Below are 15484 nucleotides of genomic sequence, written 5' to 3'. Positions count from 1 at the left end.
CATCGGCCTACACCTCACCCTGCCCTCTCCTTACAGGAGAGGGTTCCCCGCGCCTGTCCGGCAAGGTCAGCTCACGCCACGTACTGCGCGACCCCGCCGCCGAACGACCAGTCCTCGCGCTTGACCTCGACGAGGTTGATGAAGATGTCGTCGGGCTTCAGGCCCGGCTCCTTCTGCAGGTTCTCGGCGATCGCGGCGTAGAGCGCCTTCTTCTGGGTGACGCCGCGGGTATTGGCGACGACGAGTTGGATGATCACCAGCGCGTCGCTGCGGTTGAAGCCGAAATAGTTGTTGTCGAAGATGAATTCCTCGGCCTCGTGCTGGTGCACCACGGCGAAGAGGTCGTTCTCCGGCACTTCGAAGGTCGCGCGCAGGGCGCGGTAGACGCCGTCGACGATGGCGGCGGGGTGCGAGGCCGGGCGGCCGCGGCGCATCGAAATCCGGATCAGAGGCATGACGAACTCCATGAGCGAGGCGGACGCTGCCGCCGACGCCCTGAAACTAGGCTTGCCCGTTCAATCTGAAAACAGTATCTTTGATTATATCAATGATATCAAATTGCGATCTGAAATGAGCAGCACACTCGACCTCGACGGCGTCAGCGCCTTCCTGCATGCGGCCGAACTCTCCAGCTTCACCCGTGCTGCCGAGGCGCTGGGCACGGCGCAGTCCCTGATCAGCACACGGGTCAAGAAGCTTGAGGAGGCACTCGGCCAATTGCTGCTGCAGCGGCATCCCCGGCTGGTCAGACTGACCGCCGAGGGCGAGCGCTTCCTACCAGCGGCGCGCGAGCTGATGGCGGCGCATGAGCGCGCACTGACCTCTTTCCAGCAGGTTCAGGAGCGCATCACCATCGGCATCAGCGAGCAGGCGGTCGGGGCCGACGCCCCTGCCCTGCTGGCACGGCTGGCCAAGCACGACCCCTCGCTGGTAATCGGCCTGCGCATCGAGCCGTCCGCGGCGCTCGACACGGCATTCGAGCGCGGTGAGCTCGATGTCGCAGTGATCCGCCGGCTCGGGCCCGGACGCACCGGCGAAGTGCTACGGCGCGACGCTTTCGGCTGGTTCGGTGCATCTTCGCTCGCGAAGCCGAACGGGCCGGTGCCGCTCGTCAGCCTGATGCCGGAATGCCGCCTGCGTCGCCACGCCATGGATGCGCTCGACAGCGCCGGCCTGCCCTGGCGCGAAGCCTTCATCGGCGGCGGCATGGCGGCCGTGCTAGCCGCGGTCGAGGGCGGGCTCGGCGTCTCGCCATTGGCGGCGCGGATCGCACCGCGCGGGGCGGTCGATCTCGGCCCCGGCTGGGGACTGCCGGCGCTCGATAGCTTCGAGGTCGTGCTGCGCAGCAATGTCGCGACGCCGCGCGCCAACGCCTTCGTCAGGGAGCTGGCGGCGGCGTTCAGGGCGGGTTGAACAGGCCGTCATTCTCGGGGGGAGCGAAGCGCAGACCCGAGAATCTCGGGACGAGAAGGCGCCAATAGGAGCCTCCTCCGGCCTGAGATGCTCGGGTCAAGCCCGAGCATGACGTTTCCTCAGGCCACTACCCTCTCGACCCGGCTGATCACCCGCTTCTCGCGGAGTTCGCTGATGATGGCGCTGAGATGCTTCAGGTCCCAGACTGTCAGGTCGATGGTGACGTCGGTGAAGTCCGGATTCGGCCGCACCATCGAGACAGCGTCGATATTGCCGTCATGCTCGGCGATGGTGGTGGTGATCTGGGCGAGCGAGCCCGGCTCGTTGATCGAGTTGAGCTGGATGCGCGCCGGGAAGCGCTGCGGGCGCTTGTCGTCGAGGTCCCAGCGCACGTCGAGCCAGCGCTCCGGCTCGTTGTCGAAGGCCGCCAGCGAAGGCGACTGGATCGGGTAGATCGTCACCGCCTCGCCCGGTGTCAGGATGCCGACGATGCGGTCGCCCGGCACGGCGCCGCCGCCCGGCGCGAAGCGCACCGGCAGGTCGCCGCCGAGGCCGCGGATCGGAATCGCATCGGCACCCGGCGTCTCGTTGGGCAGCTTGAATTTGAGATTCTCGCCCTGGCGCAATTCGAACCAGCCCTTGCCAGGCGGGACCGCCTTGGCCTCCCCTGTCGTACGCTTCTCCGGCTCGAGGTCAGGATAGACCGCCCTCACCACATCGCCAGAGAACATCTCGCCGCGACCGACTGCGGCGAGCACATCGTCGACAGCGGTGCGGGCGAGCCGTTTCAACGCGGCCTTCAGCTTCTCGTCGGTGAAGGGCCGCTCGGCGCGCATGAAGGCGCGCTCCAGGATCTGGCGGCCGAGCCCGGCATATTGCCGGCGCACGGCCACGCGCGTGGCACGGCGGATGGCGGCCCTGGCCTTGCCGGTGACCACCAGCGATTCCCAGGCGGCCGGCGGCGCCTGGCCCTCGGCGCGGGTGATCTCGACCTCGTCGCCGTTCTGGAGCTCTGTCAGGAGCGGCGCGATCCGGCCGTTGATCTTGGCGCCGACCGCGGTGTTGCCGACATCGGTGTGGACCGCATAGGCGAAGTCGATCGGCGTCGCCCCGCGCGGCAGGGCGATCAGGCGCCCCTTGGGCGTGAAGCAGAAGACCTGGTCGTGGAAGAGCTCGAGCTTGGTGTGCTCGAGGAACTCCTCGGGATTGTCGCCCTCGGCCAGGAGGTCGACGGTGCGGCGCAGCCATTGATAGGCGCGGCTCTCGTCGGCGGCGGCGACGACGCCCGCCGTCCGGCCATCCTTGTAGCGGGCATGGGCGGCGATGCCGAACTCGGCGACGCGGTCCATTCCGTCGGTGCGGATCTGCAGTTCGACGCGCTGGCGGCCGGGGCCGACCACGGTGGTGTGCAGCGAGCGGTAGTCGTTCTGCTTCGGCGTCGAGATGTAGTCCTTGTAGCGGCCGGGCACCATCGGCCAGGTCATGTGGACGACGCCGAGTACGCGGTAGCAATCCTCCGGCTTGTCGATGATGACGCGGAAGCCAAAAATGTCGGAGAGCTGCTCGAAGGAGACGGATTTGCGCTCCATCTTCTTCCAGATCGAATAGGGCCGTTTGCGCCGGCCATAGACCTGCGCCTCGATGCCGCGCTCGGCGAGCTTGGTCTTGAGATCGCTTTCGATCTCGCCGATGACCTTGCCCTCGCGCTGGGTAACCTCCTCCAGCCGCTTGGTAATGGTGGCGTGTGCTTCCGGCTTGATATGGCGGAAGGCGAGCTCCTCCAGCTCCTCGCGCAATTCCTGCATGCCCATGCGGCCGGCGAGCGGCGCATAGATCTCGATCGTCTCCTCGGCGACACGCAGGCGCTTCTCGGGCGGCACATAATGCAGCGTGCGCATGTTGTGCAGCCGGTCGGCGAGCTTGACCAGGAGCACGCGGATATCGTCGACGATAGCGAGCAGGAGCTTGCGGAAGTTCTCGCCCTGCGCTGCCTTCTTCGAGACGAGGTCGAGCTTCTTGATCTTGGTCAGCCCATCGACGAGGCGGCGGATATCGGGCCCGAACAGGGTCTCGATTTCCTCCAGCGTCGCCTCGGTGTCCTCGACGGTGTCGTGCAGGACGGCGGCGACGATGGTGGCGTCATCGAGCTTGAGCTCGGTCAGGATCGCTGCGACTTCGAGCGGATGAGCGAAGAACGGATCACCCGAGGCGCGCTTCTGCGTGCCGTGCGCACGCATGGCGTAGACATAGGCGCGGTTGAGCAGTTCCTCGTCGGTGTTCGGGTTGTAGCGCTTGACCCGGTCGACAAGCTCATATTGCCGCATCATGCCCATGCGGGCGCAACTCCACCGCTCAACTCGATTGGATTCGCTTCAATATCGACGATGGCTGCGGCCCTCGGCAAGGCCAATCCACACGGGGCGGGCATGAAAAAAAGCCCGGCAGGGCCGGGCTTTAGCAAACGTCATGAACGCTTTTCCGACGACTCAATCTTCGTCGTCGGCGCTCTCGGTCGGCGGCACGAGGCCGTCGAGGCCGCGCAGCAGGTCGTCCTCGCTCATCCGGTCGAATTGAACTTCCGAATCGGGGGTGGCGACATGCGACTGCGAGGTCAGCAGCGGCACGGTGTCGGCCTCCGGCTCGTCGACCTCGACATGCTTCTGCAGCGAGTGGATCAGGTCTTCCTTGAGATCCTCGGGGGTGAGCTTCTCGTCGGCGATCTCGCGCAGGGCGACGACCGGGTTCTTGTCGTTGTCGCGCGGGACGAGGATCGAGGAGCCCGAGGCGATCATGCGGGCGCGATGGCTCGCAAGCAGAACCAGCTCGAAGCGGTTCTCGACCTTGTCGATGCAATCCTCAACGGTGACGCGAGCCATTCGCGGCTCCTTCTGATCTTGCGCGATGCGATGGAAAGGTTGAACGGGGCTCATACAGGCTGAGCGCCGGAGATGCAAGGTTTTGAACGTTCAGCGCGTGCGCCACGATACGGGCATGTCCATCACGGCGACGCCACTGCCTTGAGCCATTGCTGGACAGCCTGAACATCCGCACTGGCCATGTTTTCCTCGGTCGCGACTAGGTGATAGTGATGCCCTTCGATGACCGGGCCGAACGGGTGCACGAGCACGCCGCGCGAAAGCTCATCCTCGACCAGGAACAGGCTCGTGATCACGACGCCCTGCCCGGCAACAGCCGCCTGGATGGCGTGGCTTTCATCGGTGAAGCGCAACCCGGCCTCGACGTTCAACCTCGCGACCCGAGCCAAGGCCTGCCAGCGCCGCCAATCCGGCTGCAGATCCCGGCGGCGCCACTCCGAATGGATCAGCGTGGCTGTGGTCAGATCGGCCGAGTCACGCAGACCGAGCGCGGGGCTGCACACGACGCCGAAACGTTCCTGCCAAAGCGGTTCGGACACCAAGCCTGCAAACGGCCCTGCACCGTATCGCACGGCGACGTCGGCAGCACCGCTCGCCAGGTCGACAGCCTCGTCCGAAGCATGCAGCCGCAGGGCGAATTGCGGCCACTGCGCCTGGAAGAGGCTCAGCGCCGGGATGAGGCGGCGCGCGGTGAAGAGCGTCGTCGCACTGATCGTCACCGCACTGCGCCGGCTCGGCAAAGAGAGCTCGGCGATGGCGCGCGCGAAACTGTCCAGGCCCTCCCTGAGCACGGGGTAGAGCTGCGCGCCGGCCGGCGTCAGCGAGACGCGCCGGACATGGCGATCGAAGAGCGACAGGCCGAGCGTCGCTTCCAGCAGCCGCAATTGATGGCTGATCGCCGTCGGCGTCACGGCCAGTTCCCGGGCCGCCTTCTGAAAGCTCAGATGCCGGGCCGCGGCCTCGAACGCGCGAAGCGCAGCGAGCGGCGGAAGCTTCCGGGGGCCTATCACAGATGAAACTACCTCATCCATCAGCTGAGGAATTCGCCTTTGTCACTCGGTAAGTAGCAACATACCTGACGGATAGCGAGAACATCGCATGAGAAATTCGATTTCATGGAGACCGCCATGCCGCCGCTTCACATCCTGCAGATCGATGCCAGCGCCCGTTCCGGGCGGTCCGGGGTCGATCCTCGCGGATCGCATACGCGCCGCCTGACCCATCGCTTCGCCGAGCGCTGGCAGGCGGCGCGACCGCAGGACACGCTGACCTATCGCGATGTCGGACAGCAGCCGCCCTCGCCCGCCAGCGGCGACTGGATCGCGGCGGCCTTCACTCGGCCCGAGCGTCGGAACAAGGCAGCACAGGCGCAGCTCGCCGAAAGCGATGTTCTGGTGGCCGAGCTTCTGCGTGCCGACCTCATCGTGATCGGCGCGCCGATGTATAATTTCGGCCTTCCGGCCCAGCTCAAGGCCTGGGTCGACAATGTCGTGCGCGTCGGCGTCACCTTCGGATTTGATCGCAGCCGGCAAGGCGAACCGTATTGGCCGATGCTGCCGCCCGGCAAGCGGCTGGTCATCCTCTCCTCGCGCGGCGATTACGGCTATGGCGCCGGTGGACGCCTCGAGGCCATCAATCTCGTCGAGCGTGGCTTGAGCGTGCCGATGGCCTATCTCGGCCTGACCGAAACGCATTCGATCGCCATCGAGTACGACGAGTTCGCCGATGAGCGCCTGCGGGCGTCGATTTCCACGGCCGAGGCCGCGGTCGATGAGCTGGTCGGGAAACTCGCGCGCGACGTCGCCGAAACCCAAGGTCGAGCGCTGGAGCTAACCTGACGAGCCAACGCGCCTATGCCACGAACCGATCGGTGACCGCGGCCAACTTCGGATCGTCAGAGCCCGCGCATGCGCGCGACGAGCTCCTCGACGAGCGGCTCGCGGCGCGAGACCTCGGAGAGCTCACGGCCCGCCATCGCCGGCAGTTCCTCCGGCCGCTGCTCTAAAAAGCGCATGCGCATCGTCGTCGCGACCGCTTCGCCAAAGGCGATCGCCTCGCGATTGCCGATCGAGGAGAGGAAGGCGATGGTGCTGGCCGAGGCGTCGGCGATCGCGGCGCGGATGATCTGCTGGTCGCGCTCATTGGCGAGGCGCATGGCAAACACGGTCGAGCATTGCGACAGGATGGTCGGGTCGAGCTCGCCGGGGCGCTGCGTCACGATGCCGAGATAGGCGCCGTATTTGCGCCCCTCCTTGGCAATGCGGGCGATGGCCTGGCGGGTCGGTGCGAAGCCGAGCGCCTGATCCTGCGGCACGTAGCGATGCGCCTCCTCGCAGAGCAGCAGGATCTCGTAGCTGCCGCGGCTCGCCATGGCGAGGTCGAAGGCGAGCCGTGCCAGGCTGGATGCGACCGCGTTGACGACCTCGGAGGGCAAACCGGCGAGCTGGAACACGGTGATCGGCCGGCCCCGGTGCGGCACGCGGAAGATCTGGCTGACCACCGGCGCGATCGTTTCCATGCTGTTGGCATGGGCGAAGAGGAAGCCGTAGCGCGGATCGCCGTACAGTGTTTCGAGCCTGACCCGGAGCGCGCGCAGGGTGGTGCGCGGATAGCGCAGCTCGTGCAGGCCGATCAGTTCGTCGATCGCGACGAAGAGATCGGCGATGCGATAGGGCGCGGCGAGCTCGGCCGCTCCGCCGGTTTCGCCTGGCCGGCGCGCGCCGGGGTCGATTGGCCGCTTCAGCACGCTGCTGCCGAGATCACGCGCCATGTCATGCGGCGAGGGGACGCGATAGCGGCTGCGAGCGACCGCGATGACCTCGCGCAGGATCTCGGCCTCATCCTCCAATGGCGGGCGACCGCGGAAGATGATGTCGGCGAACTCCTCGAAGCGGAACAGCCAGAACGGCAGGTCGAGCGTGCTGGCGTCGATCCGCGCGGAGGTGTCGGGGAAGGCGTGAGCATACTCGTTATGGGGATCGAGGATCAGCACCCGCAGATTGGGCTTCGCCGCCACGGCCTTGCGTAGCATCAGCGCGACGGCGCTCGATTTGCCGACGCCGGTGGTGCCGAGCACGGCGAAATGGCGCGAGAGCAGCCGTTCGATGTCGACGTTCGCCGAAACCGCCGCATCCTGGGTCAGGGTACCGAGCGCGACGCCGTCACGCTCGCCGAGATCATGGATGAGCGCCAGGTCGCGCGAGCGGATACGGTGCGCCAGCGCGCCGATCGGAGGGTAGGTAGTGATGCCGTTGTCGAAGCGCGCTGCGCCGTTCTCGCTGTCGACGACCTCGCCGAGGAGCTCGACCTCGATCGCGATCGCATTGGAGCCCGCCTCGTCCCAGACCGGCTGCAGCGCGCGCATCTCGTAGACAAGTCCGACGATACGGCTCGCCCCGAGACTGATCGAGATCAGGCGGCCGATGACGCAGCCGTCATGGGCGCCGGGCGCAGGTCCGGATGCACTCGCCGCGATGGTCGCGTGCGAGCCCGAGCACGCGACGACGCGACCGAGCGCCCTGTCGGCCGGCTGGTTCGGGTCACGCCGATCCGGCGTGACCCTCGTCGTGAACTGCCGATGGTCGGCGGGAAGCTGCATGACCCGTCTGGAAACGCTGTGGGATGATGCAGGACGCTAATTTCCAGGGCTTAACAACAGTCACGCCGCAGATTGCGTGCAAATTCCTGATATGCACGCACTGCGTGCATTGATTGATCAAGAATACTGACGGCGTCGATCACATCGCTTGCCTTGAACCCGCGCCCAGTGCGGCGTAGACGGCAAAGAAAGATGGGGGCGACGATGACCAAGAACCGCTTGCGCCTGGGCGTGAACATCGACCATGTCGCGACCGTGCGGAACGCGCGCGGCGGCGCCCTGCCCGATCCGGTACGCGCCGCCCACCTCGCCATTGCTGCCGGCGCCGACGGCATCACTGCCCATCTGCGCGAGGACCGGCGCCATATCCGCGATGCCGACATGCAAAGACTTGCCAGCGAGCTCTCAAAGCCGCTGAACTTCGAACTGGCCGCGACGCCGGAAATGATCGCACTCGCGGAGAAATTCAAACCGCACGCTGCCTGCCTGGTGCCCGAGAAGCGTGAGGAGCGCACCACCGAGGGCGGGCTCGACGTGGTTGGCCAGGCGGGTGCATTGGCCGCGCCGATCGCGCAGCTCAAAGCTGCCGGGTGCCGTGTCTCGCTGTTCATCGAGGCCGACGAGGCGCCGATTGCGATGTCGGCCAGGCTTGGCGCGTCCGTGGTCGAGCTCCATACCGGCACCTGGTGCCATGCCGTCGCCGATGGCCACGCCGACAAGGCGCAGGCCGAGTTCGAGCGGCTCGCCAATGGCGCGGCGTTCGCCGCCTCGCTCGGGCTGGAAGTCCATGCCGGCCATGGGCTCGACTATGACACCGCGCGCAAGCTTGCCAGCGTCCCCGCCTTCGTCGAGTTCAACATCGGCCATTTCCTGGTCGGCGAAGCGATCTTCGTCGGCTTTGAGACAGCGATCGCCGTGATGCGGCGGGCGATGGACGAAGGCCGCGCCGCCAGCTAGACCGCTGGCATGATCCTCGGCATCGGCTCCGATCTCTGCGACATCCGCCGCATCGAGAATTCGCTCGCCCGCTTCGGTGAGCGCTTCACCCAGCGCATCTTCACAGCTGGCGAGCAGGCGAAGTCCGACCGGCGCGCCACGCGTGCCGCTTCTTACGCCCGCCGCTTCGCCGCCAAGGAGGCCTGCTCGAAGGCGCTCGGCACCGGCATACGCTCGGGCGTGTTCTGGCGGGACATGGAGGTGATCAATCTGCCGAGCGGGCGGCCGACCATGCGGCTCACCGGCGGCGCTGCGGCGCGCCTGGCCGAAATGACCCCGCCCGGCCATGAGGCGGTCGTACATGTCTCGCTGACCGACGATCCGCCGCTGGCGCAGGCCTTCGTGGTGATCGAGGCCAGGCCGGTTCGGGCCTGACCTCGGATTGCGGTTCTCTTACTCGGCCGGGGCCGGCGTGACGCCGGTGACCTCACCGCGCGGTTCCTCGCTCAGCCAGCGGTAGACTACGCCGCCGAGCGCGCCGCCGATGATCGGCGCCAGCCAGAACAGCCAGAGCTGCTGGATCGCCCAGCCGCCGACGAAGAGCGCCGGGCCGGTCGAGCGCGCTGGATTGACCGAGGTGTTGGTCACCGGGATGCTGACGAGGTGGATCAGGCAGAGCCCGAGGCCGATCGCGAGCGGGGCGAAGCCAGCCGGCGCCTTGCCATGGGTCGCGCCCATGATGATGAACAGGAACATCATGGTCATCACGACTTCGGTCAGGAAGGCCGAGGCCAGCCCGTATTTGCCGGGCGAATGCTCGCCGAAGCCGTTGGACGCAAAGCCCTTGGCGAGATCGAAGCCCGGCGCGCCGACCGCGATGAAATAGAGAACGGTGGCCCCGAGGATCGCGCCGATCACCTGCGCGACGATGTAGGGAACGACCTGACTAGTGGGGAACCGCCCACCTGCTGCAAGGCCTACGGTAACTGCCGGGTTCAGATGGCAACCGGAAATGTGGCCTATCGCATAGGCCATGGTGACGACGGTCAGGCCGAAGGCGAGCGAGACGCCGAGCAGGCCGATGCCGACCTGCGGAAAACCGGCAGCGATGACGGCGCTGCCACAGCCGGCGAAGGTCAACCAGAAGGTGCCAATGGCTTCTGCTGCATATTTCTTCGTGCTCATATCGATTCCCCCCTGGGTTGCGGGTCGCGAAACTGTGATCCCCGGCAGACCTAGCGTCAATCGCCGGAAATCGAATGCCCACCGCGCAATCCAGGACGAACGATCACCCGCTTGACGTGTGCTGCATCCTTTGGAGGCTTGCCGCGTTGCAACATGATCGGCCGCGACCGAGCGAGGCGGGGAAAGATGAATTTCGATCAGATCATGCAGGGCATTGAAGCCAGGCTTACCTGGCTGCCGACCTGGAGCATCAGCCTCGCCTTGTTTGCGCTCGCCTTCGTCCTGGCCCTGACCATTCACCGTATTGCCTACGAGATCATGACCCGGATCGTGGCGAGCTGGGATCTGTTCTGGCGCTCGCTGGTCTCGCGCACCTATGGCCCGGCGCGCTTCACCGTAATCACGCTGGCGCTGTCCTTCGCCGCCTCGATCGCGCCGCTCTCGCAGACACAGGCAACCCTGATCCGCCATGCGTTGCTGATCTGCTTCGTCGCGCTCGTCGCCTGGCTCGCCAAGACGGCGCTGCATATCTGGACGACGGTCTATCTGCGCCGCTTCAAGCTCGATGCCGAGGACAATCTGCTGGCGCGCAAGCACGTCACGCAGACGCGAATCCTGCGGCGGATCGCCGAGATCATGGTCGTCGTCGTCGCAGTCGCGGCGATGCTGATGACCTTCGACGGCGTCAGGCAATACGGCGTCAGCCTGCTCGCTTCGGCGGGCGCGGCCGGTCTCGTCGTCGGCCTGGCCCTCCAACCGATGCTGAAGAACGTCTTCGCCGGCATCCAGCTCGCCGTGACCCAGCCGATCCGGATCGACGACGCGGTGCTAATCGAAGGCGAATGGGGCAATGTCGAGGAGATCACTTCGACCTATGTCGTCATCCGGCTCTGGGACTGGCGCCGGATGATCCTGCCTTTGTCCTACTTCATCGAAAAGCCGTTCCAGAACTGGACCCGCGACGATGCCGCGCTGATCGGCACGGTGATGATCTACCTCGACTACGCGACGCCGATCGCCGCGGTGCGCTGCAAGGTCGAGGAGATCGCCGCAGCGTCACGGCTCTGGGACAGACGCGTCGTCAACGTCCAGGTCACTGATTTCAAGCAATCGACCATGGAGGTGCGCATTCTCATCAGCGCCGGCACCTCGCCGCGCGTCTTCGACCTGCGCTGCGAGATGCGCGAGCAGATCGTCGCCTTCTTGCAGCGCGAATATCCGCATGCCCTGCCCCGGATCAGGGCGGAGCAGTTGCAGCCGGCGCACGGCGGGACTGCAGCCGTGACCGCGGTGCAATGACCCCGTGAGCCACCATATTTGTTGCCGCATCGCTGCGGCAGCACGTACCGGCCTCGCAAAAGTGGTTTCCACTTTGACGGAACATGCTCTAGACCGCGCTCTCGAAACGTAGCCAGCAGGAGGCCCGTGTGGCCAACGACGCCGAGATCAAAAGCAAGACCAAGGACGAAGGCGGCATTCTCGAGACGATCAAGGTCGTCGTCCAGGCCCTGCTGATCGCCCTGGTGATCCGGACCCTGCTGTTCCAGCCCTTCAACATCCCCTCGGGCTCGCTGATCCCGACGCTGCTGATCGGCGATTACCTGTTCGTCTCGAAATACACCTACGGCTATTCGAAGCACTCGATGCCGTTCAGCCCGCCGCTGTTCCAGGGCCGGGTCTGGGCCGCCGAGCCGAAGCGCGGCGACATCGCCGTGTTCAAGCTGCCGAGCGACGGATCGACCGATTACATCAAGCGCGTCATCGGCCTGCCGGGCGACCGCATCCAGATGATCGACGGCATCCTCCACATCAACAACCAGCCGGTGAAGCGCGAGCGCATCGCCGATTTCGTCACCACCGACGCCTGGGGCCGCGCCACGAACGCGATCCAGTATCGCGAGACGCTGCCGAACGGCGTCAGCCACCAGATCATCGAGCGCGAGGGCGACACCGGCACCTTCGACAACACTCCGGTGTTCCGCGTGCCCGACGGCCATTTCTTCATGATGGGCGACAACCGCGACAACTCGCTCGATTCGCGCGACCGCAGCGTCGGCTTCGTGCCGTTCGAGAACTTCGTCGGCCGCGCCGAGATCATCTTCTTCTCGATCGACGAGGGCGCGTCCGCCTGGCGCATCTGGGAATGGCCCTGGACGGTGCGCTGGAACCGCATGTTCTCGACAATCAAGTGAGCAAGACCACCGACAGCGGACGCAAGCTGCCCGAGCTCTCGCGGCTCGAGGACAGACTCGGCCACCGCTTCCGTGACCGGGGTCTGCTCGAGACAGCGCTCACCCATATGAGCGCCGACACGCGCCGGATCGCGAGCTATCAGCGGCTCGAATTCCTGGGCGACCGGGTGCTCGGCCTCTCGGTCGCCGACATGCTGTTCACCACCTATCCGCAGGCCGAGGAAGGCGACATGTCGCGCCGGCTCGCCGATCTCGTGCGCAAGGAAACCTGCGCCGAGGTCGCGGCCGCCTGGGACGTCGGCCCGCATCTGCGCCTCGGCGAAGGCGAGATCCTCTCGGGGGCACGCAAGAACCGGGCAATCCTGGCCGATGCCTGCGAGGCGATCATCGGTGCAGTCTTCATCGACGGCGGCTATGATGCCGCGCGCAAGCTGGTGGAGGCCGGTTTCGGCGAGCGGCTGCTGAAGCCGGTGACGCCCCTACGCGACGCCAAGACCGCGCTGCAGGAATGGGCACAAGGCCAAGGCCATCCGACTCCGACCTATGCCGAGCGCGGCCGCTCCGGCCCGGATCACGCGCCGATCTTCCGCATCATCGTGCGGATCGGCGCATTGGCCGAGGCGGAAGCCGAAGGCCGCTCGAAGCGGTTGGCCGAACAGGCGGCAGCCGAAGCCTTCCTGCGCCGGCAGGGCCTGTGGAACGAAACGATGGAGGGCGAGCATGGCTGAGCCTGAAAAGGCGACCCGCTGCGGCTTCGTCGCGCTGATCGGCGCGCCCAATGCCGGCAAATCGACGCTGCTCAACCAGCTCGTCGGTGCCAAGGTCTCGATCGTCTCGCGCAAGGTGCAGACGACGCGCACCCAGGTGCGCGGCATCGCGCTGACGGGGCCGACGCAGATCATCTTCGTCGATACGCCCGGTATCTTCGCGCCCAAGCGCCGGCTCGACCGCGCCATGGTGACGAGTGCCTGGGGTGGAGCGACCGATGCCGACCTGATCGGCGTATTGATCGATGTCGGGCGCTTTGACCATGAGGAGAATACCGCGCTGCTGGAGAGGCTCGCCCAGCTGAAGCAGCCGAAATTCCTGATCCTCAACAAGATCGACACGATCCCGAAGGAGAAGCTGCTCGCCATCACCACGACGGTGAACGAGCAGTCCAAATTCGAGGCGACGTTCATGGTCGCGGCGCTGACCGGCTATGGCGTCAAGGATATCCTGACCTGGCTCGAGACGCGGCTGAAGCCCGGCCCGTGGCTTTATCCGGAGGACCAGATCTCGGATGCGCCGCTGCGTTTCCTCGCCGCCGAGATCACCCGCGAGAAGATCTTCGAGCGACTGCATGACGAACTGCCCTATCGCTCGACCGTCGAGACCGAGAGCTGGCAGCAGCGCCCGGACGGCTCGGTCCGGATCGAGCAGACGATCTATGTCGAGCGCGAGGGCCAGCGGAAGATCGTACTCGGCGAAGGTGGCCAGACGATCAAGGCGATCGGCCAGAAAGCGCGCGTCGAGATCGCCGAAGCGGCCGAGGCGAAGGTGCACCTCTTCCTGTTCGTCAAGGTCCGCGAGAACTGGAGCGACGACCCGGAACGCTATCGCGAGATGGGGCTGGAGTTTCCGAAAAGCTGAACACCTGCAGTTTTCGCACGCGTAGCTGGCAAAATTCGATCGCAATCTTGCGCGGTACACCGCATTCACCACATAAATGCCGAAGGGCCGCTCGATTTGGAGCGCCAACCCGACATTATTCAAGCTTGATCCGTGCCGATTCTTATTGATCGACTCGATTTAAGCCAGGAGCCATTACATGGCAGGTGAACCGCGCATCGCGCTCTTCATCGACGGAGCCAATCTCTACGCAACGTCGAAGCAGCTCGGCTTCGACATGGATTACCGTCGTTTGCTCAAAGAATTCCAAGGTCGCGGCAATCTGATCCGCGCCTTCTACTTCACGACGCTGATCGAAAGCGAAGAATATACCTCGATCAGGCCACTGGTCGACTGGCTCGACTACAACGGCTACCGGGTCATCACCAAGGCGGCCAAGGAATTCACCGATGCGACCGGCCGCCGGCGCGTCAAGGGCAATATGGATATCGAGCTGGCTATCGAAATGCTCGAGCTCGCCCCCCATCTCGACCATATCTACCTGTTCTCGGGCGATGGTGACTTCCGGCCGCTGGTCGAAGCGGTCCAGCGCAAGGGCGTCAAGGTCTCGGTGGTCTCGACCATCAACACCAGTCCGCCCATGGTCGCCGACGATCTGCGCCGACAATGCGACGAATTCGTCGAGCTCGCCAGCCTGATGCCGAAGGTCGGGCGCGACCCGGCTGAGCGAGCCGCACGCGGGCCTGCCGCCGGCAATCCAGGGCTGGAGCGGCGCTATGGCATCCGCCAGGGCGACGAGCCGCCGGAAGGTTGAACCTGCCCTGTCCTCTCGCGTTGTCTACGCGTGAACAGGCGGCGCGGCGCAAAGGGCACTTGACCCTGACCGCAGCTCGCGCAAGCTCTGTTTCCGCAACGACACCCTGGAGGGCATGCCTTGGAACGCCGCAGCTTTCTCACCGGCCTCGCGGCCGGTTCCGCCCTCGTCATCGCCCGCCCGGCGCTGGTGCTGGCGCAGACCGCGCCGGCGCCAGCCGCCGCCCCGCCGCCGGTTTTCACCTTGCCGAAGCTGGCTTACGCCTATGAAGCGCTGGAGCCGACCATCGACGCGCAGACCATGCGCATCCACCACTCGCTGCACCATCAGGCTTATGTGAACGGCGCCAACGCCGCGGCCGGCCAATGGGAGGCCTTGCGCACCACGCCGATCGAGACAGTGCTCGCCGATCTCAGCACTGCCCCCGACAATGTCCGCACCGCGGTACGCAACAATGTCGGCGGCCACTGGAATCATAGCTTCTTCTGGGAGCTGATGACGCCCGGCGGGACGCAGCAGCCCGGCGCGGAGCTGAAGAGCGCGATCGACGGCGCCTTCGGCTCGACGCTCGAGCTGGTCCAGAAGGTCAACCAGGCCGGCGCGACGCGCTTCGGCTCGGGCTGGGCCTGGCTCGTCGTCGACAAGGACAAGAAGCTCGCGATCATCTCGACGGCGAATCAGGACACGCCGCTCGAGCTCGGCGCCAAGGCGGTGCTCGGCATCGATGTCTGGGAGCACGCCTATTATCTCAAATACCAGAACCGCCGGCCGGAATACCTCGCCGCCTGGTGGAAGACGGTGAACTGGGACAAGGCGAACGAGAACTTCAAGAAGGCGATGGGGTAACCCTACGGAACTT

Annotated in this window: 16 protein-coding genes; 10 read left to right on the top strand and 6 right to left on the bottom strand. The window is 65.7% G+C overall.

Features of this window, described 5'->3' with window-relative positions; all coding sequences use genetic code 11:
• Positions 1–71 precede the first annotated feature (71 nt).
• Positions 72–455, bottom strand: coding sequence for a tautomerase family protein (locus QO058_RS26935; RefSeq protein ID WP_284169285.1), 384 nt, complete (start codon positions 453–455; stop codon positions 72–74).
• Between the two features lie 115 nt (positions 456–570).
• On the opposite strand from QO058_RS26935, the gene QO058_RS26930 reads away from it, so the two are divergent.
• Positions 571–1413: a LysR substrate-binding domain-containing protein gene (locus tag QO058_RS26930; protein ID WP_284169284.1), complete on the top strand. Its 843-nt coding sequence runs from the start codon at positions 571–573 to the stop codon at positions 1411–1413.
• A 119-nt stretch (positions 1414–1532) separates the two neighbouring features.
• Here the strand turns inward: QO058_RS26930 and QO058_RS26925 are convergent, their stop codons facing one another.
• The 3 genes from QO058_RS26925 to QO058_RS26915 all read right to left on the bottom strand — a co-directional run bounded on the left by QO058_RS26925 (position 1533) and on the right by QO058_RS26915 (position 5320).
• The gene (locus QO058_RS26925) at positions 1533–3740 is read right to left on the bottom strand and encodes a RelA/SpoT family protein (protein WP_284173036.1); all 2208 of its coding nucleotides are present in this window, start codon (positions 3738–3740) and stop codon (positions 1533–1535) included.
• 159 nt (positions 3741–3899) lie between these two features.
• A complete protein-coding gene (rpoZ, locus tag QO058_RS26920) occupies positions 3900–4289 on the bottom strand; it encodes a DNA-directed RNA polymerase subunit omega (protein ID WP_284169283.1) in 390 nt (129 codons plus the stop codon).
• A gap of 122 nt (positions 4290–4411) precedes the next feature.
• Positions 4412–5320, bottom strand: a complete 909-nt coding sequence (locus QO058_RS26915; protein ID WP_284169282.1) for a LysR substrate-binding domain-containing protein — start codon at positions 5318–5320, stop codon at positions 4412–4414.
• A 96-nt stretch (positions 5321–5416) separates the two neighbouring features.
• Here QO058_RS26915 and QO058_RS26910 point away from each other — a divergent pair, with 96 nt between their 5' ends.
• On the top strand, positions 5417–6127 hold the full coding sequence (locus QO058_RS26910) for an FMN-dependent NADH-azoreductase (RefSeq protein ID WP_284169281.1): 711 nt from the start codon (positions 5417–5419) through the stop codon (positions 6125–6127).
• Positions 6128–6183: 56 nt separating this feature from the next.
• Here QO058_RS26910 and QO058_RS26905 read toward each other — a convergent pair whose 3' ends face one another.
• Complete coding sequence (locus tag QO058_RS26905; RefSeq protein ID WP_284169280.1) at positions 6184–7887, bottom strand: ATP-binding protein; 1704 nt, start codon at positions 7885–7887, stop codon at positions 6184–6186.
• A 204-nt stretch (positions 7888–8091) separates the two neighbouring features.
• Between QO058_RS26905 and QO058_RS26900 the strand changes: the two genes are divergently transcribed.
• A complete protein-coding gene (locus QO058_RS26900; RefSeq protein ID WP_284169279.1) occupies positions 8092–8844 on the top strand; it encodes a pyridoxine 5'-phosphate synthase in 753 nt (250 codons plus the stop codon).
• A gap of 9 nt (positions 8845–8853) precedes the next feature.
• Entirely contained in the window at positions 8854–9258 is a 405-nt protein-coding gene (gene acpS / locus QO058_RS26895) for a holo-ACP synthase (protein ID WP_129155904.1), read from the top strand.
• A gap of 18 nt (positions 9259–9276) precedes the next feature.
• Here acpS and aqpZ read toward each other — a convergent pair whose 3' ends face one another.
• On the bottom strand, positions 9277–10008 hold the full coding sequence (gene aqpZ, locus QO058_RS26890; protein ID WP_284169278.1) for an aquaporin Z: 732 nt from the start codon (positions 10006–10008) through the stop codon (positions 9277–9279).
• 186 nt (positions 10009–10194) lie between these two features.
• Here aqpZ and QO058_RS26885 point away from each other — a divergent pair, with 186 nt between their 5' ends.
• The 6 genes from QO058_RS26885 to QO058_RS26860 all read left to right on the top strand — a co-directional run bounded on the left by QO058_RS26885 (position 10195) and on the right by QO058_RS26860 (position 15471).
• Positions 10195–11307 (top strand): mechanosensitive ion channel family protein, encoded by a 1113-nt coding sequence (locus tag QO058_RS26885; protein ID WP_284169277.1) that lies wholly within the window; start codon positions 10195–10197, stop codon positions 11305–11307.
• A gap of 128 nt (positions 11308–11435) precedes the next feature.
• Entirely contained in the window at positions 11436–12200 is a 765-nt protein-coding gene (gene lepB / locus QO058_RS26880) for a signal peptidase I (RefSeq protein WP_284169276.1), read from the top strand.
• Positions 12197–12928 carry a ribonuclease III gene (rnc, locus tag QO058_RS26875; RefSeq protein WP_284169275.1) on the top strand — a complete coding sequence of 244 codons (732 nt, stop codon included), beginning with the start codon at positions 12197–12199 and terminating at the stop codon, positions 12926–12928. Before lepB ends, rnc begins: the two co-directional genes overlap by 4 nt.
• Positions 12921–13832 carry a GTPase Era gene (era, locus tag QO058_RS26870; protein ID WP_284169274.1) on the top strand — a complete coding sequence of 304 codons (912 nt, stop codon included), beginning with the start codon at positions 12921–12923 and terminating at the stop codon, positions 13830–13832. Before rnc ends, era begins: the two co-directional genes overlap by 8 nt.
• Positions 13833–14010: 178 nt before the next feature.
• Positions 14011–14625 carry a LabA-like NYN domain-containing protein gene (locus QO058_RS26865; RefSeq protein WP_284169273.1) on the top strand — a complete coding sequence of 205 codons (615 nt, stop codon included), beginning with the start codon at positions 14011–14013 and terminating at the stop codon, positions 14623–14625.
• A gap of 120 nt (positions 14626–14745) precedes the next feature.
• Positions 14746–15471 (top strand): superoxide dismutase, encoded by a 726-nt coding sequence (locus QO058_RS26860; protein ID WP_284169272.1) that lies wholly within the window; start codon positions 14746–14748, stop codon positions 15469–15471.
• The last annotated feature ends 13 nt before the right edge of the window (positions 15472–15484 follow it).

It is taken from the genome of Bosea vestrisii, assembly GCF_030144325.1.
Classification (GTDB): Bacteria; Pseudomonadota; Alphaproteobacteria; order Rhizobiales; family Beijerinckiaceae; genus Allobosea; species Allobosea vestrisii_A.
The sequence above is the reverse complement of the archived record's forward strand: the minus strand, read 5'-3'. Positions and strand labels throughout refer to the sequence as shown.

What these genes read in the sequence shown, in the direction of transcription:
- QO058_RS26935 (WP_284169285.1), bottom strand. Translation starts at nt 455, where the DNA reads ATGCCTCTGATCCGGATTTCGATGCGCCGCGGCCGCCCGGCCTCGCAC.
- QO058_RS26930 (WP_284169284.1), top strand. Translation starts at nt 571, where the DNA reads ATGAGCAGCACACTCGACCTCGACGGCGTCAGCGCCTTCCTGCATGCG.
- QO058_RS26925 (WP_284173036.1), bottom strand. Translation starts at nt 3,740, where the DNA reads ATGATGCGGCAATATGAGCTTGTCGACCGGGTCAAGCGCTACAACCCG.
- rpoZ (WP_284169283.1), bottom strand. Translation starts at nt 4,289, where the DNA reads ATGGCTCGCGTCACCGTTGAGGATTGCATCGACAAGGTCGAGAACCGC.
- QO058_RS26915 (WP_284169282.1), bottom strand. Translation starts at nt 5,320, where the DNA reads ATGGATGAGGTAGTTTCATCTGTGATAGGCCCCCGGAAGCTTCCGCCG.
- QO058_RS26910 (WP_284169281.1), top strand. Translation starts at nt 5,417, where the DNA reads ATGCCGCCGCTTCACATCCTGCAGATCGATGCCAGCGCCCGTTCCGGG.
- QO058_RS26905 (WP_284169280.1), bottom strand. Translation starts at nt 7,887, where the DNA reads ATGCAGCTTCCCGCCGACCATCGGCAGTTCACGACGAGGGTCACGCCG.
- QO058_RS26900 (WP_284169279.1), top strand. Translation starts at nt 8,092, where the DNA reads ATGACCAAGAACCGCTTGCGCCTGGGCGTGAACATCGACCATGTCGCG.
- acpS (WP_129155904.1), top strand. Translation starts at nt 8,854, where the DNA reads ATGATCCTCGGCATCGGCTCCGATCTCTGCGACATCCGCCGCATCGAG.
- aqpZ (WP_284169278.1), bottom strand. Translation starts at nt 10,008, where the DNA reads ATGAGCACGAAGAAATATGCAGCAGAAGCCATTGGCACCTTCTGGTTG.
- QO058_RS26885 (WP_284169277.1), top strand. Translation starts at nt 10,195, where the DNA reads ATGAATTTCGATCAGATCATGCAGGGCATTGAAGCCAGGCTTACCTGG.
- era (WP_284169274.1), top strand. Translation starts at nt 12,921, where the DNA reads ATGGCTGAGCCTGAAAAGGCGACCCGCTGCGGCTTCGTCGCGCTGATC.
- QO058_RS26865 (WP_284169273.1), top strand. Translation starts at nt 14,011, where the DNA reads ATGGCAGGTGAACCGCGCATCGCGCTCTTCATCGACGGAGCCAATCTC.